The sequence below is a fragment of the Micromonospora mirobrigensis genome (assembly GCF_900091555.1).
Classification (GTDB): Bacteria; Actinomycetota; Actinomycetes; order Mycobacteriales; family Micromonosporaceae; genus Micromonospora; species Micromonospora mirobrigensis.
The window spans coordinates 712,651-736,992 of sequence record NZ_FMCX01000001.1 but is presented as its reverse complement, the minus strand read 5'-3'; the positions used below and the strand labels follow the sequence as shown (position 1 = coordinate 736,992).

The window sequence follows — 24,342 nt, the reverse complement described above, 5'->3', positions numbered from 1 at the left end:
ACGACGGTGCGTGTCGGACACGTTCGGGAGAAGAAAGTCACTGTGAGCGCGGACGAAAGGATGGCCCTGTGAGCCAGATCGTGATCATCGGCGGGGGGCCGGCCGGGTACGAGGCGGCCCTGGTCGCCGCCCAGCTGGACGCTGATGTCACCGTCGTGGAGGCCGAAGGGGCCGGTGGGGCCTGCGTGCTCTCCGACTGTGTGCCGTCCAAGACCTTCATCGCCAGCTCGCAGGTGGTCACCGGCTACCGGGACACCGAGGAGTTCGGCGTGCACTCCGACGGGCTGGAGGCGGTCACCGTCGACGCCCGGGCCGTGCACGGGCGGGTCAAGCGGTTGGCGCTGGCCCAGTCCGCCGACATCCACGACAAGCTGGTCAAGGCCGGGGTCAGCTTCGTGGCCGGCAGCGCCCGGCTCGGCGAGGACACCCTCGGTCACACCCACCGGGTGCTGGTCACCCCGACCGGTGGTGGCGAGGAATACTCCATCGCCGCCTCGACCGTGCTGATCGCCACCGGCGCGACCCCGCGCCAGCTTCCCACCGCCGTGCCCGACGGCGAGCGCATCCTCACCTGGCGCCAGGTGTACGACCTGCCCGAGCTCCCCGAGCACCTGATCGTGGTCGGCTCCGGCGTGACCGGCGCCGAGTTCGCCAGCGCCTACCTGGCGATGGGGGTCCAGGTCACCCTGGTCTCCAGCCGGGACCGGGTGATGCCGCACGAGGACGCCGACGCCGCGATGGCGATCGAGCGGGTCTTCCGCAACCGGGGCATGAGCATCCTCAACAACTCGCGCGCCGACGCGGTCCGCCGCACCGACGACGGCGTCGAGGTCGAGCTCTCCGACGGCCGGGTGGTCGCCGGCTCGCACGCGCTGATCGCGGTCGGCTCCATCCCGAACACCGCCGGCCTGGGGCTCTCCGAGTACGGCGTCGAGCTGGCCCGGGGCGGCTACGTCCAGGTCGACCGGGTGTCACGGACCAACGTGCCGGGCGTCTACGCCGCCGGCGACTGCACCGGCGTGCTGCCGCTGGCCAGCGTCGCCGCCATGCAGGGCCGGATCGCCATGTGGCACGCGCTGGGCGAGGCGGTCCGGCCGTTGCGGCTGCGTACCGTCGCGGCGAACGTCTTCACCGACCCGGAGCTGGCCACGGTGGGCGTCTCGCACGACGAGGTGGCCGCCGGCAAGGTGCCCGCCCGGCAGGTGATGCTGCCGCTGTCCGGCAACGCCCGGGCGAAGATGGACGACCTGGCCGACGGCTTCGTCAAGCTCTTCTGCCGGCCCGCCAGCGGCCAGGTCATCGGTGGCGTGGTGGTGGCCCCCAAGGCCAGCGAGCTGATCCTGCCGATCACCATGGCGGTGGAGAACAACCTCACCGTCAACGAGCTGGCCCAGACGATCACCATCTACCCGTCGCTGTCCGGGTCGATCACCGAGGCCGCCCGCCAGCTGATGCTGCACGAGCTGGAGTAGGCGGGCCGGCCCCGGCGGCGGTCAGCGGAAGTCGTCGGCGTGGTCGGCGACCCAATCGGCGTACGGGCGGGCGGGGTGGCCGGTGACCCGCTCGACGGTGTCGGTGACCGCCTCCGGTCGGTCGACGAAGGCGGCCCACCCGGCCAGCGCGGCGTCGGCGAAGGCGGGATCGCCGAACGCCGCCGTCAACATCCGTCGAGCCTCGTCGAGCGGCTGCTCCGCCCACCGCAGCTCCCGGCCGATCACCCGGCCGATGGTGTGCACCTGTTCCTCCTGGGTGAGGGTCTCCGGCCCGCTGATCAGCAGCCGGTCGCCGAGGTGGCGGTCCGTGGTCAACGCCGCGACGGCCACCTCGGCGAGATCCCGCTCGTGCACCAGCGACCGGGCCGCGGCGGCGTACGGCCAGCGCACCACGTCGCCGGCCCGGATCTGCTCGGCCCACATCAGGGTGTTCGCGGCGAAGCCCACCGGCCGCAGGAACGTCCACGACGCCCCGGACGCCTCGACGGCCCGTTCCACGATCCCCCAGAAGGTGTCCGGCTGGTCGGCCCCCGGTGCCGAGAGGTAGACCACCCGGGCGCCCCGCTCGGCGGCCAGCCGGGCGACCTCCGGCGCGTGCGTGCGGGCCACGGCCGGGTCGGTGAACGGCCAGATCAGGAAGACCGCCGCCACCCCGGCCAGGTGTGGCGCCAGCGAGGCCGGGTCGGCCAGGTCGGTGGCGACCACCTCCACCCCGGCCGGCAGCTCGGCGGCCTCCGGCTTGCGGGTCACCGCGCGTACCCGCTCGCCCCGTGCCGCCAGCAGCGACACCACCTCGCGGCCCACCGTGCCGGTCGCCCCCGTCACCAGGATCATCTGCGCCTCCATCACGTCGGAGCGCCGGCCGCCCCGTCCGACACCGACGCTAGGAGCTGAAGCGCGGTTGAGGTCAACAGCCCGGCCGCGCGACCGGGCAGGTCGTGCCGCTGGCGTTCGGTGCGTGCCACAGGACGCTGTCGACCTGATGGCGCGGATGACTCAGCCCGCGCCGCGAGTCGTTTGCGCCATCAGGTCGAAAGGACGCCCGCACGACGCCCACCGGTTCCCTGGGTTTGCGAAGCGCAGGAAGCCCGCCCGAGGCTCAGTCGGCGGTGACCTCGGTGGGGGCGTTGCGGGCGGCGATCACCGTCATCGCCCAGCCGGCCGCCGCGAACCCGGCCGCCGCGGCCGTCGCGATCAGCGCCAGCCGCCACGCCGACTCGGTCAGCGCGGTGCCGCCCAGGTGCCCGACCAGCGCGCCGTAGGTCGCCCAGCCGACGGCCGCGGTCAGCTCGTAGAGCACGAACAGCCGGTACGGGTAGCGGCTGCGGCCGGCTGAGAAGCAGGCCGCCATCCGGCCGCCCGGCACGAAGCGGCAGAGCAGGATCACCAGCGGCCCGGGTCGGCGCAGGCCTCGGGTGACCCGCTTGGCGACCCGGCGGGCCCGGTTCGGCTCGGCGTGCCGGGGCGGCCGGCGGTCCGGCGCCACCCGGCCGAGCTGGTAGCAGGCCAGGTCGCCGACGAAGACGCCGAGCGTGCCGACCGCGATGGTGGTGGGGAGGCTCAGCCCGCCGTAGACGGTGAGCGCGCCGCCGGTGATCATCACGACCTGGGTGGGCACGATCGGCACGAAGGCGTCCACCACGAGCAGGCCCATGAGCAGCAGGTAGGCCCACGCCGGTGACGCGACGTCAGTGAGTAGTTCGGGCACGACTGCCACCTCGCCGGATCCGGCCAATCGAACGTGCCGAGCCTGCTCCCGTGTCCGCCGTCACGCTCGACGGGCCCGGCCGGCGGTGACCACGGACACGACCCCGGGCCCAGATGACAACGACGCCGGTCGGTGCGGGGTGACGGGTGGTGACATGCCGACGCGTGCCGGGAGCGGGCGGCGGATCGGCGTCCGTGCGCGTACCGTGGTGAATCGCGCGGCCCACGCACGTCGGGTCCCCCGTTCCTGACGACGTGGCCGCCGCGGGTCGCCGGCAGGTCCCGTGCCGGCGACCCGCACCCAGCTCTCCGAAATCCGTCGCACGGCCGGCGCCGCCGCGCCTACGGTGGCGGCATGTGCAGCGCGATGGTGACCACGACGCCGGGAATCCCCGGCGCGCCGCACTGACGTAACCGTCGACGAGGCCCCGGGGCGAACCGCCCCGGGGCCTCGTCGCGTTCCGGGCCAGCTCGCCTCCGGGTCGTACCCGATCAAGGAGAGCGACATGATCGACCACCGCAGGCTCGGCCGGGAGCTGGAGCTGTTCGTCTCCGACCCCCTCGCCGGTGCCGGACTGCCGATCTGGCTGCCGGCCGGCGCCGCCGCCCGGCACGCCGTCGAGGAGTACGTCCGCGACCTGGAGCGGCGCAGCGGCTACCGGCACGTGTACTCGCCGCCGCTGGGCAAACGGGAGCTGTTCGAGCTCTCCGGTCACCTCGGCTACTTCGAAGCGGACATGTTCCCGCCGATGCGGCTGAGCGCCGACGACGAGTTCGTGCTCCGGCCGGCGCTCTGCCCGCACCACGCGCTGGTCTTCCGGGCCCGGGGCCGTTCCTACCGCGAACTGCCGCTGCGGATCGCCGAGCTGGGCGGGATGTACCGGGCGGAGCGCTCCGGCGTGCTGGGCGGGTTGTCCCGGGTACGGGCCATCTCGCTCAACGACGCGCACAACTTCTGCGCCCTGGACCAGGTGGGCGACGAGGTCCGCGAGATCCTCCGGCTGATCGGCGAGGCGCACGCGGCGCTCGGCGTACGACCGGCCGGGTTCCGGCTGTCGCTGCGCGGGCCGGGGGAGAAGTACGTCGGCGACGACGCCCAGTGGGCGCGGGCCGAGGAGCTGCTCCGCGCCGCGCTCGACGGGGTCGACTTCGTGGCGGCGCCCGGCGAGGCGGCGTTCTACGGCCCGAAGATCGACATCCAGGTGGTCGACGCGGCCGGCCGGGAGTCGACCATCTCCACCGTCCAGCTCGACTTCGACAAGCCGGAGCGGTTCGACCTGTCGTACACCGCGGCCGACGGGAGCCGGCAACGGCCGGTGATGGTGCACCGGAGCCTGGTCGGCAGCATGGAACGGCTCTTCGCGTACCTGATCGAGGTGCACGAGGGCGCCTTCCCGGTCTGGTACGCCCCGGTGCAGCTGGTGCTCCTCCCGGTCGACGACGGCCAGGCGGAGGCGGCGCAGGCGCTGGCCCGCCGGGCCTTGGACGCCGGCCTGCGGGTCGAGGTCGACCACGCCGGTTCGTTGGGCGCCCGGGTGCGGGACGCGTCCCGCCGCCGGGTCCCGTACGCCGGGGTGATCGGCGCCCGGGAGGCCGCCGCCGGCGCGGTCGCCCTGCGCCTGCGCGACGGCCGGTCCCTGCCCCCGATGCCGGCCTCCGAGGTCCTGGCCCTGTTCGACCGGCTGGTCGCCACTCATTCCGCCGCCCTCCTGCCCTAGCGCGCCGCCGGTTCCGGCTCCGCGTCGACGGAGGCGGCGGCGGTGAACTGGGAGTGGTAGAGGTCGTGGTAGGCGCCGCCTGCGGCCAGCAACTCCTCGTGGGTGCCCTGCTCGACGATCCGGCCGTGCTCCATCATCAGGATCAGGTCGGCGTCGCGGATGGTGGAGAGCCGGTGGGCGATGACGAAGCTGGTCCGGTCCGAGCGCAGCGCCGCCATCGCCCGCTGGAGCAGCACCTCGGTCCGGGTGTCCACCGAGCTGGTCGCCTCGTCCAGGATCAGCAGCGACGGCTCGGCCAGGAACGCCCGGGCGATGGTGATCAGCTGCTTCTCGCCGGCGCTGACGTTGCTGCCCTCCTCGTTGATCACGGTGTCGTACCCGTCGGGCAGGCTGCGGACGAAGCGGTCCACGAAGGTCGCCCGGGCGGCGGCGAGGATCTCCTCCTCGCCGGCGCCCGGTCGGCCGTAGGCGATGTTGTCCCGGATGGTGCCGCCGAAGAGCCAGGTGTCCTGGAGGACCATGCCGATCCGCCCGCGCAGCTCGGTGCGGGTCATCGTGCTGATGTCCTGCCGGTCCAGGGTGATCCGGCCGGCGTCCAGCTCGTAGAAGCGCATGATCAGGTTGACCAGGGTGGTCTTGCCGGCGCCGGTCGGGCCGACGATCGCCACCGTGTGCCCCGGCTCGGCGACCAGCGACAGGTCGTCGATCAGCGGCTTGTCCGGCTTGTACCGGAAGGAGACGTGTTCGAACTCGACCCGCCCGTCGACCCGGGCGGAGGCCACCCGGTCCGGGGTCTGCTCCTCGGCGTCGAGCACCGCGAAGACCCGTTCGGCGGAGGCCACCCCGGACTGGAGCAGGTTCGCCATCGAGGCGACCTGGGTGAGCGGCTGGGTGAACTGCCGCGAGTACTGGATGAACGCCTGCACGTCGCCGAGGCTCATCGTCCCGGAGGCCACCCGCAGCCCACCGACCACGGCGATCGCCACGTAGCTGAGGTTCCCGACGAACATCATCGCCGGCATGATGATCCCGGAGATGAACTGGGCGCCGAAGCTGGCCTGGAACAACTCCTCGTTCTTGGCGGCGAACGCCGCCTCGACCTCCCGCTGCCGGCCGAAGACCTTGACCAGCTCGTGCCCGGTGTACGCCTCCTCGATCTGCCCGTTCAACTCGCCGGTGTGCCGCCACTGGGCGATGAACCGGCGCTGCGACCGCTTGGCGATCAGCCGGGTGACGATCACCGACAGCGGCACCGCGACCAGCGCGACCAGGGCGAGCACCGGCGAGATCCAGAACATCATCGCCAGCACACCGACCACGGTCAGCACCGAGGTGAGCAGCTGGCTGAGCGTCTGCGACAGGGTCTGCGAGATGTTGTCGATGTCGTTGGTGACCCGGCTGAGCAGCTCACCGCGGGGCTGCCGGTCGAAGTACGGCAGTGGCAGCCGGTTGAGCTTGTCCTCCACGTCGGCGCGCAGCCGCAGCACGGTCCGCTGCACCACCCCGTTGAGCAGCCAGCCCTGCCACCAGGAGAGCAGGCTGGCCGCCAGGTAGAGGCCGAGCGCCAGCAGCAGCACCCGGCCCAGCGCGTCGAAGTCGATGCCGACGCCGGGGACCACGTCCATTCGGGCCAGCATGTCGGCGAGGTTGTCGTTGCCGGCTGCCCGGGCACCGGCGACGGCCTGGTCGAGGGTGCTGCCGGCGGGCAGTTGGTGCCCGATCACGCCGGTGAAGATGATGTCGGTGGCGCGGCCGAGGATCTTCGGTCCGACCACGGCGGCCGCGACGCTGGACACCCCGAGCGTGATGATCGTGACCAGCTGCAACCGGTGCGGTCGCAGCCGGCCCAGCAGCCGCCGGGCGGACGGCCCGAAGTTCATCGACTTCTCCGCCGGCATGGCGGCGCCCATCCACGGCGGGCCGCCGCGCTGCCCGCCCGGGGGCAGCCGCTTCGGCGTCCGCGGGTCGCCGGCCGCCTTCTGCTCGGGTACGCCGGCTCCGCCGCCGCCCTTTCCCGCCGGCGGGGCACCCCACCAACCGGGGTCCTTCCTCGCGCCGGCGCCGCCCCCGCCGGTCCGCGACTGCGGGGCCCGCGCCCCCGGCTCGTTCGGCTCACTCCTCGCGCTCACGCGGTGCCTCCCTTCGTTCGCGACTGCGGGGCTCGCAGGACCGGCTCACTCCTCGCGCTCACGCGGTGCCTCCCTTCGTTCGCGACTGCGGGGCTCGCAGGACCGGCTCACTCCTCGCGCTCACGCGGCAACCTCCGCCGTCTGCTGGGACGCCACGATCTCGGCGTACGTCGGGCAGGTCTCCAGCAGCTGGCCGTGTCGGCCGACGCCGACCACGCCGCCGTCCTCCAGCACGATGATCTGGTCGGCGTCGACGATCGTGGAGACCCGCTGGGCCACGATCACCACCGTCGCGTCGGCGGTGACCGGTCGCAGCGCCGCCCGCAGCCGGGCGTCGGTGGCGAGGTCCAGCGCCGAGAACGAGTCGTCGAAGAGGTAGATCTCCGGCTTGCGGACCAGCGCCCGGGCGATGGCGAGCCGCTGCCGCTGGCCGCCGGAGACGTTCGTGCCGCCCTGCGCGATCGGGGCGTCCAGCCCGCCGGGCATCTCGGCCACGAACTCCCGGGCCTGGGCGATCTCCAGCGCCGCCCAGAGCTCCTCGTCGGTGGCGTCCGGGTTGCCGTACCGCAGGTTGCTGGCGACCGTGCCGGTGAACAGGTACGGCCGCTGCGGCACCAGCCCGATCCGGCGCCACACCTCGTCCGGTTCCAGCAGCCGGACGTCTACCCCGTCGACCAGGACCGCGCCGGCGGTCGGGTCGACCAGGCGGGGGATCAGGGTGAGCAGGGTGGTCTTGCCGGCGCCGGTGGAGCCGATGACGGCGGTGGTCCGGCCGGGGCCGGCCCGGAAGGAGATGTCGTGCAGCACCGGCGCGCTGGCCCCGGGGTACTGGAAGGCGACCCGGCGCAGCTCCAGCTCGGCGCGGCCGGTCACCGAGATGACCGGGTCGGCGGCGGGGACCACCGAGGACTCGGTCTCCAGCACCTCGACGATCCGCTCCGAGCAGACCGCCGCCCGGGGCACCATCATCAGCATGAAGGTGGCCATCATGACGGCCATCAGGATCTGGATCAGGTACTGCACGAAGGCGGTGAGCGCGCCGATCTGGATCTGGCCGGCGTCGACCCGCTGGGCGCCGAACCAGAGCACCGCGACGCTGGTGACGTTGAGGACCAGCATGATGATCGGGAAGATCAGCGCCTGGAGCCGGCCGACCCGCAGCGCGGTCGCGGTCAGGTCGGCGTTCGCCCGGCCGAAGCGTTCCGTCTCGTACGGCTCGCGGACGAACGCGCGGATCACCCGGATGCCGCTGATCTGCTCGCGCAGCACCCGGTTGACGGTGTCGATGCGGGTCTGCATGAGCCGGAAGCCCGGCACCATCCGCCGGGTGACCAGGCCCAGCGCGATCGCCAGCACCGGCACGCTGACCAGCATCAGCCAGGACAGGCCGATGTCCTCGCGCAGCGCCATCACCACCCCGCCGACGCTCATGATCGGCGCGGCGACCAGCATGGTGCAGCTCATCAGCACCAGCATCTGGACCTGCTGCACGTCGTTGGTGTTGCGGGTGATCAGCGAGGGCGCGCCGAACCGGTTGACCTCGCGCGCCGAGAAGCTGTTGACCCGGGTGAAGATCGCGGCCCGGGTGTCCCGGCCGAAGGCCATCGCGGTCCGCGCCCCGAGATAGACCGCCACCACCGAGCAGGCGATCTGCACCAGGCTGACCAGCAGCATCCACCCGCCGGTACGCATGATGTAGTCGGTGTCGCCGCGGGCCACGCCCTTGTCGATGATGTCGGCGTTCAGGCTCGGCAGGTAGAGCGAGGCCATGGTGCCGACGAACTGGAACAGCACCACCGCGGCCAGCGGCCCCCGGTACGGCCGCAGGCCACTGCGGAGCAGACGGATCAGCACGGCCGGCCTCCGGGTGTCGGCTCGTCGGATTCCTCGATCGGTGGGTTCAACCGGTTGCCCTCCCCGTCGGACATGGTCACGATCAATTCGGTCAGGAACTCCCGGATCACCGCCTTCTTCGCCGGGTCGGCGTCGACGGAGGTGAGCGGCGGGTCCCGGTGGATCAGGTCGAGCAGGGCGTCGGCCTGTTCCTGGCCCTTCGCGGTCAGGGTGAGCAGCACGCTGCGCCGGTCGGCGGCGTCCCGGCGGCGCTCGACGAACCCGTCCCGCTCCAGGGTGTCGACGATCCCGGTGAGGGTCGCGGGCCGGACGAAGCAGTGCTCGGCGACGTCGCGGTGGGTGCTGTCGCCGGCCCGGGCCAGGATCAGCAGCACCCGCATCCCGGCGGAGGTCAGCCCGTGGTGCTCGGCCAGGTAGCGGCCCCAGTGTTGGTCGACCAGATGGCTGGCGACGGCGAGCAGCCGGCCCAGGGGCGCGTGGCGGAGCACGTCGGGGAAGCGGACCAGGGGTTCCATCTGCACGCCATCACGTTAGCCCCCGAACCATGAGGGCCCAAACTAATTTCGACGCGGCACCCTCAGGGGATCGGGCGGCCGCCGGTGCGGGGCTCGTCCGGCGCGGTGGCGACGTACTCGCGCATCACCTCGGCGACCTCCAGGAGGAACCGGGTGGTCGCCGCCGCCTGCTCCGGGGTGAGTCGGGCGACCGCCGCCTCCACCCCGGTCAGCATCGGCCGCAGCGCGGCCAGCACCTCGTCGTAGGCGTGCCCGGTGGCCTGGAGGGAGAGCCGCCGCCGGTCGCTGGGGTGCGGCCGGCGTTCCACGTGCCCGGCCTGGACCAGCCGGTCGACCAGGGTGGTCGCCGAGGCCGAGCGGATGCCGAGCCGGTTGCCCAGTTCGACCGGGCCAAGCGGCACCGGCGAGGAGATCAGGTGGTCGATGGCCGCCGCGTCGGTGGCGCCGATGCCCAGCCGGCGGGCCAGCGCCCCCCGGGTGTCGCCGGCCGCCCGCAGCACCTCGCGCAGCGCCCGGGCCGCCTCGCTGCTGGTGTGCCCGGTGCTCGCCGCCGCTCCGGCGGGCGCGGGCGCGACGTCGTCCGGCCCTCCGGTTGACGAGACCCCGTCCATGGGTAAAAGCTAGCATCCCAGGTAGCTAGAAAATCTAGCTAAAATGAGGAGGCAGTGATGCGCAGCGACGGGCGCGGACGCTGGTGGGGGCTGTTCGCCATCAGCCTCGGCGTGGCGATGATCATCGTGGATGCCACGATCGTCAACGTCGCCGTACCGCAGATCATCCGCGACCTGGACATCACGTCCACCGACGCGCAGTGGGTGCAGGAGGCGTACACCCTGGTCTTCGCGGCGCTGCTGCTGGTGGCCGGCCGGCTGGCCGACCGGTCCGGGCGGCGGCGGATGTTCGTCACCGGCGTCGCCGTCTTCGTCGCGGCCAGCGTGCTCGCCGCGGTCGCCGGTTCCGGCGAGGCGCTGATCGCCGCCCGGGTGGTGCAGGGCATCGGCGGGGCGATGATGCTGCCCACCTCGCTCTCCCTGCTCAACGCCAACTTCACCGGCCGGGAGAAGGGCATCGCCTTCGCCGTCTGGGGCTCCACCATCGGCGGCGCCGCCGCCCTCGGCCCGCTGCTCGGCGGCTGGCTCACCACCACGTACTCGTGGCGCTGGGCCTTCGGCATCAACATCCCGGTCGGCCTCGCCGTCGTGGTCACCACCCTGGCCCTGGTCGCCGAGTCCCGCGACGACCGGGCCGAACGCCGGGTCGACCTGCTCGGCGCGCTGCTCTCGGTGATCGGCATGACCGGGGTGGTCTTCGCGCTGATCGAGGGCCGCACCTACGGCTGGTGGCAGCGGGAACGCCCGTTCAACCTCTTCGGGTGGGACTGGACCGCCGCCCTCTCGCCGGTCCCGGTCGCCGGCATCGTCGGTCTGGCGGTGCTCGGCCTCTTCCTCGCCCAGCAGCTGCGGCGCAACCGCTCCGGCCGGCCCGCCCTGCTCGACCTGTCGCTGTTCGGCATCGCCTCGTTCCGCAACGGCATCCTGGCCGCCGCCATCGTCAGCCTCGGCGAGTTCGGCCTGCTCTTCGCGCTGCCGCTGTGGTACCAGAACGTCCTCGGCTACAGCGCCTTCGACACCGGCCTGGCCCTGCTGCCGCTGGCCGTCGGGAGCTTCGTGGCCAGCGGGCTCGGCGCCGCGCTCACCCGCAGGCGCGGCGCCGCCCGGGCCGTGCAGCTCGGCGTCGCCGCCGAACTGGTCGGCGTCGCCGGCCTCGGCCTGGTCGTCTCGCCGGACACCAGCTGGTGGGCGCCGCTGGGCTTCCTCTTCGTGTACGGCATGGGCGTCGGCCTGGCCACCGCGCAGCTCACCGGCGTCTCCCTCGCCGAGGTGCCGGTCCGGCAGAGCGGCCAGGGCTCCGGCCTCCAGAGCACCGCCCGGCAGGTCGGCTCCGCCCTCGGCATCGCGGTGCTCGGTACCGTCCTCTTCGCCGGCCTCGGCGGCATCCTCACCGACCGCCTCGCCGACCAGCCCGGCCTCGCGCCCGCCCAGCGGGAGCAGGTGGTGGCCGCGGTCAAGGAGAGTGCCGGGGCGGCGATCGGCGGGCTGGCCGCCGATCCGCGTACCGCCCCGATCGCCGAGGAGGCGAAGGTCGCCTTCTCCGACGCCACCCGGTACGCCGCCTTCGCCGCGGCCGGCTTCCTCCTGGTCGGCCTGCTCGCCTGCCTGCGCCTGCCCGCGACCACCCCCGACCCGACCGACGCCCCCGCCGAACCCGCCCAGGTGTAAGGAAGGGCCCCCTGTTAACGCCTGCGGTATGGCAGGGGGCCCCTCTTAACAATCCAGCGGCGAGCGGTCAGTCGCCGAAGGCGACGGCCGAGGCGGCCGCCTGGCCGACGGGGACGAGGCGCGACCGGCGGCTCACCAACTGGTCGGGATCGGCATGCCCTCGGTGTAACCGGTGGTGGACTGCACGCCGACCAGGGCACGCTCGTGGAACTCGTCCAGGTTGCGGGCGCCGGCGTAGGTGAAGGCGCTGCGCACCCCGGAGATGATCTCGTCGATCAGGTCCTCCACACCGGGACGGCTCGGGTCCAGGTACATCCGCGCCGAGGAGATGCCCTCCTCGAACATCGCCTTGCGGGCCCGCTCGAAGGCGCTGTCCTCGGCCGTACGCGCGCTGACCGCCCGGGACGACGCCATGCCGAAGCTCTCCTTGTACCGCCGGCCGTCCGCGTCGGTGAAGAGGTCACCGGGGGACTCGTAGGTGCCGGCGAACCACGAACCGATCATCACGTTCGACGCGCCGGCGGCCAGCGCCAGCGCCACGTCCCGCGGGTGCCGGACGCCACCGTCGGCCCAGACGTGCCGGCCCAGCGCGCGCGCCGCCGCCGAGCAGTCGAGCACCGCGGAGAACTGCGGCCGGCCCACGCCGGTCATCATCCGGGTGGTGCACATGGCGCCCGGCCCGACGCCGACCTTGACGATGTCGGCGCCCGCCTCCACCAGGTCGCGTACGCCGTCGGCGGTCACCACGTTGCCGGCCGCCACCGGCACGCCCGGGTCGAGCTTGCGGACCGCCCGCAACGCCGCGATCATCCGCTCCTGGTGACCGTGCGCGGTGTCCACGACCAGCGTGTCCACCCCCGCCTCGAGCAGGGCGGCGGCCTTGCCGGTCACGTCGCCGTTGATGCCCACCGCGGCGGCGATCCGCAGCCGGCCCCGGTCGTCGACCGCCGGCTTGTAGAGGGTGGCCCGCAGCGCGCCCTGCCGGGTCAGCACCCCGACCAGCCGCCCGTCGGCGTCGACCACCGGGGCGAGCCGGCGCCGGCCCGCGGAGAGCCGGTCGAAGCCGGTACGCGGGTCGGCGTCCGCCGGCACGGTGTGCAGCTCGGTCGACATCACGTGCCGCAGCTGGGCGAAGCGGTCCACCCCCACGGTGTCCGCCTCGGTGACCACGCCCATCGGCCGGCCGTCGGCGTCGACCACGATGACCGCGCCGTGCGAGCGCTTCGGCAGCAGGTGGATGGCGTCGCCGACGGTGTCGGTGGGGCCGAGGGTGATCGCCGTGTCGTGCACCAGGTGCCGCTGCTTGACCCAGGCGACGACGTTCGCCACCACCTCGATCGGGATGTCCTGGGGGATGACCGCGACGGCGCCCCGCCGGGCGACCGTCTCCGCCATCCGCCGGCCGGCGACCGCCGTCATGTTCGACACCACCAGCGGGATGGTGGTGCCGGTGCCGTCGCCGGTGGAGAGGTCGACGTCCAGCCGCGAGCCCACCTCGGAGCGGGCCGGCGCCATGAAGACGTCGTTGTAGGTCAGGTCGTGCGCGGGAACCGCGCCATGAAGGAACCGCACGGGCCCCATCATCCCTGCTCGCCGGTCGCCCCGCCGCCGCTGGTGGCCCAAACCACCCCGACGCCGGGCTCGACGGCCGGTGTTAAGAGGGGGCCCCTGCTCTACCGGAAGCGTTAAGAAGGGGCCCCTGCTTGCACCTCAGGCGATGGTGCAGATGGCGGCGCCGGCGCCGATGGTGGCGCCGACCTCGGCGGAGAGGCTGCTCACCGTGCCGGCCTTGTGGGCGTGCAGCGGCTGCTCCATCTTCATCGCCTCCAGGACCACCACCAGGTCACCCTCGGCGACGGTGTCCCCGTCCGCCACGGCGATCTTGACGATCGTGCCCTGCATGGGCGAGGCGAGCGCGTCCCCGCTGACGGCGGCGCCGGCCTTGGCGCCGCCACCCCGACGGGCCGGCTTCTTCGCGGCGGGCGCGGCGGTGGTCGTACCCGCGGCGAGGCCGGCGGGAAGGGTGACCTCGAGGCGCTTGCCGCCGACCTCGACCACGACGGTCTCGCGCTCGGCCGGGCCCTCGGCGGCGCCGGGGGTGGCGGTGAAGGCCGGGACGGTGTTGTCGAACTCGGTCTCGATCCACCGGGTGTGCACGGTGAACGGCTCGGCGGTGAACGCCTCGTCCCGGACCACCAGGCGGTGGAAGGGCAGCGCGGTGGCCATCCCGTCGACGACCATCTCGTCCAGGGCGCGGCGGGCCCGCTCCAGGGCCTCGGTACGCGTCTCGCCGACGATGATCACCTTGGCCAGCAGCGAGTCGAAGTTGCCGCCGATCACGTCGCCGGCCGAGATGCCGGTGTCCACCCGGACGCCGGGGCCGCTGGGCAGCCGCAGCGCGGTGACCGTGCCCGGGGCGGGCAGGAAGTTGCGGCCCGGGTCCTCGCCGTTGATCCGGAACTCGATGGCGTGCCCGCGTGGCGTCGGGTCCTCGGTGATCCGCAGCTTGTCGCCGTCGGCGATCCGGAACTGCTCGCGGACCAGGTCGATGCCGGCGGTCTCCTCGGTGACCGGGTGCTCGACCTGGAGCCGGGTGTTGACCTCCAGGAAGGAGATGGTGCCGTCCGCGCCGACCAGGTATTCGACGGTGCCGGCGCCGTGGTAGCCGGCCTCCCGGCAGATCGCCTTGGCGCTGTCGTGGATCTGGGCGCGCTGGGCGTCGGTGAGGAACGGTGCGGGGGCCTCCTCGACCAGCTTCTGGTGGCGGCGCTGCAAGGAGCAGTCCCGGGTGCCGACCACGATCACGTTGCCGTGCTGGTCGGCGAGGACCTGCGCCTCGACGTGGCGGGGCTTGTCCAGGTAGCGCTCGACGAAGCACTCGCCCCGGCCGAACGCGGCGACCGCCTCGCGGGTGGCCGACTCGAACAGGTGCGGGATCTCCTCCATGGTGCGGGCCACCTTGAGGCCGCGTCCGCCGCCGCCGAAGGCCGCCTTGATCGCGACCGGCAGGCCGTGGTCCACGGCGAAGGCGATCACCTCGTCGGCGCCGCCGACCGGGTCCGGGGTGCCGGGGACCAGGGGGGCGCCGGCGCGCTGGGCGATGTGCCGGGCGGTCACCTTGTCGCCCAGGTCGCGGATCGCCTGCGGGGTGGGGCCGATCCAGGTCAGCCCGGCGTCGATGACGGCCTGGGCGAAGTCGGCGTTCTCGGAGAGGAAGCCGTAGCCGGGGTGGACCGCGTCGGCGCCCGCCTTCGCGGCGACGTCGATCAGCTTGTCGATCCGCAGGTAGCTGTCCGCCGCGGTGTCGCCGCCGAGGGCGTACGCCTCGTCGGCGAGGGTGGCGTGCAGGGCGTCCCGGTCGGAGTCCGCGTACACGGCGACGCTGGCCAGGCCGGCGTCGCGACAGGCACGGATGACGCGGACGGCGATCTCGCCGCGGTTGGCGATGAGTACCTTGCGCACCTTGGTGCTCCTCCCCGGGGGTCGATGACCGGGAGTGTATCGGCCGGCCCGCCGACCCTAACGATCGCTCAGTGTGGGATGCCGCACTGTCGTGACGACGGCTAGTCAAACTTGTTTATTACGCTTGCCCGGTGTCGGCAACGCGGATGATGATTCTGGGCCTGGTCAGGTGGATGCAGCCGGTGCACGGCTACGACGTGCGACGTGAGCTGCTGAGCTGGAGCGCGGACAAGTGGGCCAACGTGCAGCCCGGCTCGATCTACCACGCGCTGCGCAAGCTCGCCGACGAGGGCCTGCTGCGCGCGGTCTCCACCGAACAGGTCGGCGCCCGCCCCGCCCGCACCTCGTACGAGGTGACGCCGAAGGGGGAGGAGGAGTTCGAGACGCTGCTGCGGGCCCAGTGGTGGCAGGTCCACGACCGGCCGGACCCGTTCACGGCCGCCTTCTCGTTCCTGCCCGCGCTGCCCCGCGGCGAGGCGGCGGCGGCGCTGCGCAACCGGGCGAACCTCATCCGGGCCGGGCTCGGCGCGGCCCGCGCCTCGATGGAGTCGGACTGGGCGCGCAACAACAAGCCCGTGCACGTGAACTGGATGTTGGAACTCTGGCTCGCCCGGGCGGAGGTGGAGATCTCCTGGTGCGAGCGGATCGCGGAGCGGATCGAGTCGGGAGTGTCGTACCTGCCCGCTGGGATGGGGGAGCGGCCGGAGCGGCGGGACGGCGCGCCGTCCGGCAACTGAACGCGGATTAATCAACGTTGACCATAAGAGTTATATCGCGATAGCCTCACGGCCTGCCGCGCGGGACAGGTGCGTTCCGGCGCGGGCGATCGGCGGCCGGTCACCTCCGGCCCGGACGACCAGGAGCAGAAATGATCGAGACCAGGGGGTTGCGGAAGTCGTTCCGCTCCCGCGCGGGCAAGGAGACGAAGACCGTCGACGCCGTCCGCGGGGTGAACCTGGAGGTCGCCGAGGGCGAGATCTTCGGCTTCCTCGGCCCCAACGGCGCCGGCAAGACCACCACGCTGCGGATGCTCGCCACCCTGATCGAGCCGGACGGCGGAGAGGCCACCATCGCCGGCGCCGACCTGCGCAAGGACCCCGCCGGGGTACGCCGCCGGATCGGCTACGTGCCGCAGGGCGGCAGCACCTGGGACGACTCCACCGCCCGCGAGGAGTTGGTGCTCCAGGCCCGGCTCTACGGCATCGGCAAGGCCGACGCCGAACGGCGGGCCACCCGCGCCCTGGACGCCTTCCAGCTCACCGAGTACGCCGACCGCAAGTGCAAGACGTACTCCGGTGGCCAGCGCCGGCGGGTCGAGATCGCGCTCGGCATCATCCACGAGCCGAAGATCGTTTTCCTGGACGAGCCGACCACCGGCCTCGACCCGCAGAGCCGCGCCCACATGTGGGACGAGATCCGCCGGCTGCGCGCCGAGGGGATGACCGTCTTCATCACCACCCACTACCTCGACGAGGCCGACGCGCTCTGCGACCGGATCGCGATCATGGACAACGGCGAGGTGGTCGCCGAGGGCACCCCGGCCGACCTCAAGCGGGAGATCTCCGGCGACGTCGTCCTGGTCGGGCTCGACCTGTCCGCCACCCCGCAGGCCGCCGAACTGCTCGACACCGAGGAGTACGTCAACAAGCTGGAGACCGCCGACGGCGGCGGCCTGCGGCTCTTCGTCGACGACGGCGCCACCGCCATCCCGCAGATCCTGCGCCGGCTCGACCACGCCGGGCTCGACCTGCGCTCCATCGAGCTGCACCGCCCCAGCCTGGACGACGTCTTCCTCACCAAGACCGGCCGCTCGCTGCGCGAGTCCTGACCCCCGGAGAAGCTGCCATGAAATTCGCCCACGACACCTGGCTCATCTTCCGGCGCCAGACCCAGCTGCTCCTGCGCAACCCGGTCTGGATCTTCGTCGGCGTCTTCCAGCCGGTGATGTACCTGCTGCTCTTCGCCCCGCTGCTCAAGCCCGCGCTGAACGCACCCACCCAGGCCGCCGCGTACAAGATCTTCGTGCCCGGCCTGCTGGTGCTGCTGGCCATCTTCGGCGGCCTGTTCCAGGGCTTCGGCCTGATCGCCGAGCTGCGCGCCGGCATCATCGAACGGTCCCGGGTCACCCCGGTCAGCCGGCTCGCCCTGCTGCTCGGCCGCTCCCTGCGCGACGTCGTATCGCTGCTCGTCCAGGCCGTCATCATCACCCTGCTGGCGCTCCTGTTCGACCTGCGCATCTTCATCGGATACCTGCTCCTGGCGTACCTGATGCTGGCCCTGATCGCGCTGATGACCTCCGCCGTCTCCTACGGCGTGGCGCTCAAGGTCAAGAGCGAGGACGCGCTCGCGCCGCTGATGAACACCGTGGCCCAGCCGGTCCTGCTGCTCTCCGGCATCCTGCTGCCGCTCACCTTCGCCCCCGGCTGGTTGCAGGGCGTCGCCAAGTGGAACCCGTTCTCCTGGGCGGTCGACGGGGTGCGGGCCCTGTTCGCCGGAGACCTGAGCAACGCCAAGGTGTGGCAGGGGCTGGGCATCATCGCGGTGCTCGCCGTCGCCGGCGTGGTCTGGGCCGCCCGCCAGTTCGCCCGCAGCGTCCGCTGAGCGGGAAGAGACCTCCCTCTCACCAGGGGCGGGGCGGCGACCGAGCGCTTGTAGCGTAAGGCCGGTGCCCCGCCTCACCCATGACAAGACCACCTGGCTGACCTACGCCCAGATGGGCCTGTGGGGCTTCTTCCTCTACGGCTTCGGCCCGGTCGTGCCGCTGCTCCGCGACGAGCAGGGCACCAGCGCCGCCGTCGCCGGCCTGCACAGCACCGCCGTGGCGGTCGGCGCGCTGCTCGGCGGCGCGCTCTTCGCCCCGCTCGCCCGCCGGGTCGGCCGCGGCGGCGCCATCTGGACCGGGCTGGCCGGCGTCGCCCTCGGCGTCACCGCGTTCGGGCTGCTCCGCCCGCTGCCGGCCACCCTCGCCGCGGTCGCCGTCATCGCCACCGCCGGCATGATGGTGATCAGCGGCGTCGCCGTCGTGCTCACCGCCCGGCACGGCGAGGCCGCCCCGGCCGCCCTCACCGAGGCCAACGCCGCCTGCGCCGGCATGGGCATCCTCGCCCCGCTGGTCATCGGCGCCAGCGTCGACGCCGGCTGGGGCTGGCGACCGGTGATGGCCGTCGAGGTCGGGCTGATCGCGCTGGTCGCCCTCGCCGCGACCGCCTTCCGGGTACGCCTGCCGCACGGCGCCCCGCCGGCTGCCGCCGCCCCGGTGGTCGCCGCACCCGCCTCCGCCGCCCCGGTGTCGGGGCGGCTGCCGCGGGCGTACTGGATCGCCTGGGTGCTGATGGCGGTCACCGGCTCGATCGAGGTCTGCCTGTCCCTCTGGACGGCGGACGTGCTCCGCTCCCACGCCGGGATGTCCGCCGGCGCCGCCTCCGCCGCCGTCGCCGCCATCGTCTGCGGCATGTTCCTCGGCCGCCTCGCCGGTGGCCGGATCGCCCTGCGCTGGCCGCCGGCGTCGCTGCTGCTCGCCGCGCTCACCGTCTCGCTGCTCGGCTTCGCGCTGTTCTGGGTCGCGCCGGTCGGCTGGCTCGCCGTAGCCGGGCTGGTCGTGCTGGGCCTCGGCAATGCGCTGCACTATCCGCTGGCCATCTCCATCGCGCTCGCCGTCGCCGGTCCCGCCGCGGACAAGGCGGCGGGCTGGTCGTCGTACTCGATGGGGGTGGGCTTCGGGATCGCGCCGGTGGCACTGGGTTGGGTGGCCGACGGGGTCGGCCCGCACCTGGCGTTCCTGCTGCTGCCCGGCTTCATCGCCGCGGCGGTCCTGCTCACCGTGCGGCTCGGGCGGGCGTTGCGGACAGCGCCCGGGACGACCGGAGCCCACCGGGTCGCCGCCGGCGTCTGACCGCGCCGCGGTCGTCGTCCGGTGCCGTGACGTGGCGACCGGCAGTCGCGGAGCTCACCGGGTGGACGCCCGGTTGCTAGCCTCGGCGGATGGGTGACCTTGTGCAGCGGGTGATCACCGACCTCCGCGAGATCGGCTACCCCCTGCACGAGGCCGGTACGGGGTGGTTCGCCGTTTCCCCCACCGGCCCCGGCGAGCCCGAGGTGTTCCTCCACCTGGTGGACGACGAGGTCGAGCGATACCTGGCGGCGATGAGCGCCGAGGACGTCGACGGGGCGTTCGGGCCGGAGGTGACCCTGGCCGACGCCCGCTACCGCCTGACCCTGCTCCACCTCGAAGAACAGCTGGACGGCCGGAACGCCGGCACCCGGTACGTGGTGCTCGACGGCGGCGAGATCCGCGCCTTCGAGTCGGTCTCCCACGAGTGGTGGGACCGTCCCGTGGTCAGCGGACCCGGGCCAGGGTGAGGCCGTCGGCGATCGGCAGCATCACCGGCTCCACCCGGACGTCGGCCAGCACGGCGTCGTTGAAGGCGGCGATCGCCCGGTCGTCGGCGTTCTCCGGGGCGATCACCCGTCCGCCGCGCAACGTGTTGTCCACCGCGATGACCCCGCCGGGGCGCATCCGGGGCACCAGCTCGTCCCAGTAGACGGGGTAGCCCGTCTTGTCGGCGTCGATGAACGCCAGGTCGAGGTGGCGTTCCCGGGGCAGCCCGCGCAGCGTGTCGCCGGCCGGCCCGATGCGCAGCTCGATCCGGTCGGCCACCCCGGCCCGGTCCCAGTACCGCCGGGCGATGCCGGTGTACTCCTCGGAGACGTCGAAGCAGGTCAGCCGGCCGTCGGCGGGCATGCCACGGGCGATGGCGAGCGCGGAGAGGCCGGTGAACGTGCCCACCTCGACCGCCCGACGCACTCCGAGCAGCCGGGTCAGGAAGGTCAGGAAACCGGCCTGCTCGGGCGCGACCTGCATCCCGGCCTGGGCGGGCAGCGCGGCCACCGTCTCGGCCATCAGGTCACGGACGACCTCGTCCGGTGCGGAGCCGTGGGCGACGAGGTACGCGTGCAGCTCGTCGGTCAGCGGAAGCGACTTGCGGGTCATGACTGGACGCTAGCCCAGCGGCTCGACCGACTGGCCCCCCGGCGCGACCTTCGTCCACAGGTCGGTGATCCGCAGGCCCAGTTCGCCGAGGAGATCGCGCAGCAGCGGCAGGCTGAGCCCGACCACGGTGCCCGGGTCACCCTCGATCCCGGTGAGGAAGGCCCCGCCCAGCCCGTCGATGGTGAACGCCCCCGCCACGGCCAGCGGCTCACCCGTGGCCACGTACGCGGCGATCTCCTCGTCGCTGATGTCGGCGAAGTGCACCGTGGTGGAGGCGACCCGCTCCGCCCGCGACCCGTCCGCGACGTCGATCAGGCAGTGCCCGGTGTGCAGCACCCCGCTGCGTCCACGCATCCGCTCCCACCGCCGCGTCGCGTCCGCCGGGTCGTCCGGCTTGCCGAAGATCTCGCCGTCGAAGCCGAGCACCGAGTCGCAGCCCAGCACCAGCGTCCGCTCGTCCGGGCTCCGCCGCAGCCGACCGAGCACCGCCTGCGCCTTCAGCCGGGCCAGCTCCAGGCAGAGATCCTCGGCCCGGTCGCTGACCACCTGCGACTCGTCCACCCCGCTGACCAGCACGTCGGGTTCGATCCCGGCCGCCTGGAGAAGCTTGCGGCGGGCGGGACTCTGCGAGGCGAGGACGAGGCGCAGCGGCGTGGAGTTCACCCCGCCGACGCTACCGGCTGATCCGCGGCGGCGGGTCGTCGGCACGTCGACGCCGCCGGACCAGGAACCATCCGCCACCGGCCGCCACCAGCACCCCGAGGGTGGCCAGCCCGCGTACCGTCGCCCCGCCGTCATCGCCCGTCCCGCCCGACGGGTCGGCCATCGCGGTGGAGGCCGGGCCGCCGGCCGGCGTGGTGGTCGGGGCCGCCGGCCGGTCCGACGCCTTGCCGGCACCCCACGGGGGTACGTCTGCCGTCAGCGCCGCCACCAGGTCGATCACGCCGTAGCCGTACTGGTCGTCCCGGCCCGGCGGTCCCTTGTCGACGGCGGTGGCGGTGAGCCGGTGGGCGACCTCCTCGGCGGAGAGCTTGGGGTAGCGGGACCGGATCAGGGCTGCAGCACCGGCCACGATCGCAGTGGCGCTCGACGTGCCGGTCCCCTTTGAGTACTTGCCGTCGATGCTGGTACTGACGATGTCGACGGCCGGAGCCGCGATGTCGATCTCAGAGCCAGTGACCGATACGGCGGCATGATTCCCGTAACGGTCTACGCCACCGACGGCGATAACTCCGTTATATGCAGCCGGATAACCGATCCGAGTACTGTCTGGGTGGTTGCCGACTCCCGCCACTACTACGATGTCAGCCGCGAGTGCTGCCGACACCGCTTTCTGGAGCTCCGCAGTTGGGCCCGTGACCCCCGAAACGCTGATCACGTCGGCCTTGTGGGAGACCGCCCACTCGATTGCAGATGCAAGCGTACCGCTGTCGCCTTTCGTTTCCGCTGGCAAACCGTATATCGGGAGGATTTTGGCGGCGGGTGCGATGCCCAAAGCTCCCCGTGTGCCCGGCCCCCCATGTGCGGCAATAAGACCGGCCATAGCCGTTCCATGGCTATCCCGATCGTCACGGCCATCTCCGCTCCCACCCCCGATTAGATCCACCCCGGGAAGCAGGTTGCGAACGAGGTCGGGGTGAGGATCAACGCCAGTGTCCGGTACCGCCACTGTGACGCCGAGCCCGCGGCTTATCCGGTTCGCCTCGGGCACGTGCAGGTAACGGAGGTGCCACTGGTCGCCCCGGACCCGCGCCGCGCCGTCGTCACCGGGTGCGGCGGCGGCGGGAAGCACCGGCAATGTGCTCGTCGCGGCGAGGAGCAGTAAGGCTAGGCCCGTGCGGAAGGCGCGACCTGTCACCGGCCGAAACCGATTGCAGGGCCCGGGTCGATCGGTCCCTCGTCCTCCGGTGGCCGCACGACGGGTGCGACGCCCTCGTAAGTCTCCCAGGGGTGGTCGGGGTCCCAGCGACGCTCTTCTTCGGTCTCGCCGTCTCGCCGACCGGGCCGACCGGTACTCCCATGGGGCACCTGATTCCCGCCGGGTCCGAAGGGGCCGCCACTGATGTGTGGTCCCGTGCCACTCGTTCCGCGCCCACCGATCGGGGCACCACCAAGCGGAGACATCCCGTGGGCCGCACCGTACTGGCCGCCTCGTCCAGCGCCGGGCCGGGAGCCGGCGGAGCCGGAGGGGCCGGTTCCAGCACCGCCACCACCGATTACGCCGCCCACCGGGTTCACCCGACGCGGCGGGTTGCTGGCCCCCGGTTGCCCCAGCCCGATGCCCGGTGTGCCGCCGATCAGGCCGCCGGGTGGCATCGCGCGGGGCGGTGTGGCAGGCGGCACGTGTGGAGTGCCGTTTCCACCGCCGACGATGCGGCCCACCGGACCGGGCTGGCCACGCAGTGGTCCTGGGTTGCCGGTGCGCCCAGCCGAGCCCGCAATCGGCGGCAGCGGGGGCGGTAATCCGGGACCCGGGGTGACGGTGGGTGGTACTGGCGGTGTCACGGTCGGCGTGGTTGGGGTGACTGGCGAGGCCAGCGGTGGACCGGCGCCTCCGAGCACCGGACCCGGGCCAGCTAGGGGTCCCGGCCCAAGAGGGGACGCACTATGAACCGGCCCGCCACCGCCTAGTACCGGCCCAACATTTGGTGCCTTAGGTGCCGTTATCGGGCGAGAGACGGTTGTAATGCGGGTGCTTGAACGGCTCGAACCAGTTGCCGACATAGGTACCGGCACGATGGGCGGAATAACAGGTGCAGAAGCCTCATAGAGATCGGGGGTGTCGTGCTGAACAGAGGCCCATGACTTCGGGGGTGGTTGGCGGAGGGTTACCTGGGCCTGCTGGAGTTCGCCGCTGAGCGAATACATCACGCTGCGCGCCTGCACGTCCAACCGCTGAAGATCCGCCTCGGTCACCGGTGGCGTGGCCGGCAGCCGCGACCCCAGCACCGCCTTCGGGTCGTTGACCGTCTCCTCGTACGCCTGCTTCTGGCCGAGCTTGGCCACGTACTCGTCGAAGAGCGGGCGGAGCCGCGACCGCGCGTCGTCGATGGCGCGGGTGGCGCCGGAGAGGGCCTTGAGGTTGGCCGACGCGGCGTCGTGCGTACGCCGGACCCGGTCGATCAGGCCGTCGAGTTCGGTGAGGTACGACCGGGAGGCGGCGCTGGTCTCCGGGGGCCACGCCTGGGCCAGCCCGTCGCGGTAGGTCTGCAACCGGCTCAGGTGCAGTTGCGCGAGGTCGCAGACCTTGACCCAGCCGGACACCTGCCGCCAGTGGTTGGCGGTGTCGTGGTCCTGGATGCAGGCCCACATGCTGAGCACGTCCATCGACTGCCAGTCGGTGAGACCGGCGCGCCCGCTGCCGCCGCGCTCGATCACTAGTGAACCTCCCCGCGGTTGTCCATCCTGTCCGGATCGGTGAGCATGAGCGCCGGGCCGGGCCGGCTGGTGGACGGGTCGGCGAGCGCGCGTTCGACGTCGGTGACCCGGGCGGCGGAGAAGGCGTCGGAGCCGGCGTACCGGGCGGCGACCTCGCCGGCCGCGGCGGCCAGGTGACCGGTGGTGTCCCGGACGTCGAAGATGGTGTCGGCGGTGGCCTGCTGCGTCTCGTGGTGGGCGTGCAGGAACTGCACCAGCTCCTGGAACGAGTCGCAGGGGTTGGGGATCGCCGCGGTCATGTCGTCCGCGATGTACGACAGGTGTGGGGCGTAGTTCTGTCGCACCTCCGCCTCGAGTCGTTCGGCGAACTCGCGGAGCTGGCGGATGTCGGCCTCGATGCCGCCGTAGTCGCTCAACCAGGACGTCGGGCGGTCCTCCTGGGGGATCATCGACACTCCCTAACCGTCACGGCACCGTTTCCCAGAGTGAGGTTAATGGGTCCGGGCCACCGACGGGAGCCCCGCCCACCGGAGTCGGGGCGTACCAGGGGGAAGGTCAGCGGGGAAGGCCGGAGGCGCGCCACGCGCCCCGGCCGGCGGTGGGCGCCGCGGCGGTGGGGCGGGCGCTGCGGCTCCACAGCGACGTCGGGGCCGGCGCGGGGGCCGCCACCGGGCGGGACCGGGTCGCGATCACACCCACCAGCGCGGCCAGTTCCTCGGCGGTGGGCACGCCACGGACGATCCGGAACAGCGGCTCTTCGGCAGACATGGGGTCAGGGTACGCGTCGAGAACTTGACCTTCGCCGCATAGTGGCGTG

22 protein-coding genes are annotated in these 24,342 nt (G+C 72.7%); 8 read left to right on the top strand and 14 right to left on the bottom strand.

Annotated elements, in window-relative coordinates; translation table 11 throughout:
- Positions 1–68: 68 nt before the first annotated feature.
- Positions 69–1,472 carry an NAD(P)H-quinone dehydrogenase gene (locus tag GA0070564_RS03465; RefSeq protein ID WP_091602304.1) on the top strand — a complete coding sequence of 468 codons (1,404 nt, stop codon included), beginning with the start codon at positions 69–71 and terminating at the stop codon, positions 1,470–1,472.
- A 21-nt stretch (positions 1,473–1,493) separates the two neighbouring features.
- Here the strand turns inward: GA0070564_RS03465 and GA0070564_RS03460 are convergent, their stop codons facing one another.
- Together GA0070564_RS03460 and GA0070564_RS03455 are read right to left on the bottom strand one after the other, a co-directional pair.
- On the bottom strand, positions 1,494–2,327 hold the full coding sequence (locus GA0070564_RS03460) for an SDR family oxidoreductase (protein WP_091604502.1): 834 nt from the start codon (positions 2,325–2,327) through the stop codon (positions 1,494–1,496).
- Between the two features lie 265 nt (positions 2,328–2,592).
- Positions 2,593–3,201, bottom strand: coding sequence for a DedA family protein (locus tag GA0070564_RS03455; protein ID WP_091602301.1), 609 nt, complete (start codon positions 3,199–3,201; stop codon positions 2,593–2,595).
- A gap of 490 nt (positions 3,202–3,691) precedes the next feature.
- Between GA0070564_RS03455 and thrS the strand changes: the two genes are divergently transcribed.
- Positions 3,692–4,918: a threonine--tRNA ligase gene (thrS, locus tag GA0070564_RS03450; protein ID WP_281182065.1), complete on the top strand. Its 1,227-nt coding sequence runs from the start codon at positions 3,692–3,694 to the stop codon at positions 4,916–4,918.
- Here thrS and GA0070564_RS03445 read toward each other — a convergent pair.
- The 4 genes from GA0070564_RS03445 to GA0070564_RS03430 form a co-directional block, all read right to left on the bottom strand.
- Positions 4,915–6,828, bottom strand: coding sequence for an ABC transporter ATP-binding protein (locus tag GA0070564_RS03445; protein WP_091604480.1), 1,914 nt, complete (start codon positions 6,826–6,828; stop codon positions 4,915–4,917). The genes thrS and GA0070564_RS03445 overlap by 4 nt on opposite strands.
- Positions 6,829–7,167: 339 nt before the next feature.
- A complete protein-coding gene (locus tag GA0070564_RS03440) occupies positions 7,168–8,901 on the bottom strand; it encodes an ABC transporter ATP-binding protein (RefSeq protein ID WP_091602294.1) in 1,734 nt (577 codons plus the stop codon).
- Positions 8,895–9,416, bottom strand: coding sequence for a MarR family winged helix-turn-helix transcriptional regulator (locus GA0070564_RS03435; protein ID WP_091604478.1), 522 nt, complete (start codon positions 9,414–9,416; stop codon positions 8,895–8,897). The genes GA0070564_RS03440 and GA0070564_RS03435 overlap by 7 nt, the downstream gene beginning before the upstream one ends.
- A gap of 62 nt (positions 9,417–9,478) precedes the next feature.
- Positions 9,479–10,027, bottom strand: coding sequence for a MarR family winged helix-turn-helix transcriptional regulator (locus GA0070564_RS03430; protein WP_091602291.1), 549 nt, complete (start codon positions 10,025–10,027; stop codon positions 9,479–9,481).
- A 57-nt stretch (positions 10,028–10,084) separates the two neighbouring features.
- Between GA0070564_RS03430 and GA0070564_RS03425 the strand changes: the two genes are divergently transcribed.
- Positions 10,085–11,695 (top strand): DHA2 family efflux MFS transporter permease subunit, encoded by a 1,611-nt coding sequence (locus GA0070564_RS03425; protein ID WP_091602288.1) that lies wholly within the window; start codon positions 10,085–10,087, stop codon positions 11,693–11,695.
- Positions 11,696–11,827: 132 nt separating this feature from the next.
- On the opposite strand, the gene GA0070564_RS03420 is transcribed toward GA0070564_RS03425, so the two are convergent.
- Both GA0070564_RS03420 and GA0070564_RS03415 read right to left on the bottom strand, forming a co-directional pair.
- The gene (locus GA0070564_RS03420) at positions 11,828–13,267 is read right to left on the bottom strand and encodes a GuaB1 family IMP dehydrogenase-related protein (RefSeq protein ID WP_091602285.1); all 1,440 of its coding nucleotides are present in this window, start codon (positions 13,265–13,267) and stop codon (positions 11,828–11,830) included.
- Between the two features lie 138 nt (positions 13,268–13,405).
- Complete coding sequence (locus GA0070564_RS03415) at positions 13,406–15,157, bottom strand: acetyl/propionyl/methylcrotonyl-CoA carboxylase subunit alpha (protein WP_091602282.1); 1,752 nt, start codon at positions 15,155–15,157, stop codon at positions 13,406–13,408.
- Between the two features lie 131 nt (positions 15,158–15,288).
- Between GA0070564_RS03415 and GA0070564_RS03410 the strand changes: the two genes are divergently transcribed.
- The 5 genes from GA0070564_RS03410 to GA0070564_RS03390 all read left to right on the top strand — a co-directional run bounded on the left by GA0070564_RS03410 (position 15,289) and on the right by GA0070564_RS03390 (position 19,516).
- Positions 15,289–15,894, top strand: coding sequence for a PadR family transcriptional regulator (locus GA0070564_RS03410; RefSeq protein WP_425412400.1), 606 nt, complete (start codon positions 15,289–15,291; stop codon positions 15,892–15,894).
- A gap of 131 nt (positions 15,895–16,025) precedes the next feature.
- Positions 16,026–16,985: an ATP-binding cassette domain-containing protein gene (locus GA0070564_RS03405; protein WP_091602277.1), complete on the top strand. Its 960-nt coding sequence runs from the start codon at positions 16,026–16,028 to the stop codon at positions 16,983–16,985.
- A 17-nt stretch (positions 16,986–17,002) separates the two neighbouring features.
- A complete protein-coding gene (locus GA0070564_RS03400; protein WP_091602275.1) occupies positions 17,003–17,758 on the top strand; it encodes an ABC transporter permease in 756 nt (251 codons plus the stop codon).
- Positions 17,759–17,822: 64 nt separating this feature from the next.
- Positions 17,823–19,049 (top strand): MFS transporter, encoded by a 1,227-nt coding sequence (locus GA0070564_RS03395; protein WP_091602272.1) that lies wholly within the window; start codon positions 17,823–17,825, stop codon positions 19,047–19,049.
- Positions 19,050–19,138: 89 nt separating this feature from the next.
- A complete protein-coding gene (locus GA0070564_RS03390) occupies positions 19,139–19,516 on the top strand; it encodes a hypothetical protein (RefSeq protein ID WP_141714692.1) in 378 nt (125 codons plus the stop codon).
- Here the strand turns inward: GA0070564_RS03390 and GA0070564_RS03385 are convergent.
- The 6 genes from GA0070564_RS03385 to GA0070564_RS03360 all read right to left on the bottom strand — a co-directional run bounded on the left by GA0070564_RS03385 (position 19,494) and on the right by GA0070564_RS03360 (position 24,293).
- Positions 19,494–20,147 (bottom strand): O-methyltransferase, encoded by a 654-nt coding sequence (locus GA0070564_RS03385; RefSeq protein ID WP_091602266.1) that lies wholly within the window; start codon positions 20,145–20,147, stop codon positions 19,494–19,496. The genes GA0070564_RS03390 and GA0070564_RS03385 overlap by 23 nt on opposite strands.
- Before the next feature lie 9 nt (positions 20,148–20,156).
- Positions 20,157–20,810, bottom strand: a complete 654-nt coding sequence (locus tag GA0070564_RS03380; RefSeq protein WP_091602263.1) for a Maf family protein — start codon at positions 20,808–20,810, stop codon at positions 20,157–20,159.
- A gap of 10 nt (positions 20,811–20,820) precedes the next feature.
- A complete protein-coding gene (locus tag GA0070564_RS03375; protein WP_091604475.1) occupies positions 20,821–21,969 on the bottom strand; it encodes a S8 family serine peptidase in 1,149 nt (382 codons plus the stop codon).
- Between the two features lie 32 nt (positions 21,970–22,001).
- Positions 22,002–23,525: a hypothetical protein gene (locus tag GA0070564_RS03370; RefSeq protein WP_342672524.1), complete on the bottom strand. Its 1,524-nt coding sequence runs from the start codon at positions 23,523–23,525 to the stop codon at positions 22,002–22,004.
- Positions 23,525–23,974, bottom strand: coding sequence for a hypothetical protein (locus GA0070564_RS03365; RefSeq protein WP_091604469.1), 450 nt, complete (start codon positions 23,972–23,974; stop codon positions 23,525–23,527). Before GA0070564_RS03365 ends, GA0070564_RS03370 begins: the two co-directional genes overlap by 1 nt.
- A gap of 106 nt (positions 23,975–24,080) precedes the next feature.
- On the bottom strand, positions 24,081–24,293 hold the full coding sequence (locus tag GA0070564_RS03360; RefSeq protein WP_091602260.1) for an acyl-CoA carboxylase subunit epsilon: 213 nt from the start codon (positions 24,291–24,293) through the stop codon (positions 24,081–24,083).
- Between the last annotated feature and the right edge of the window lie 49 nt (positions 24,294–24,342).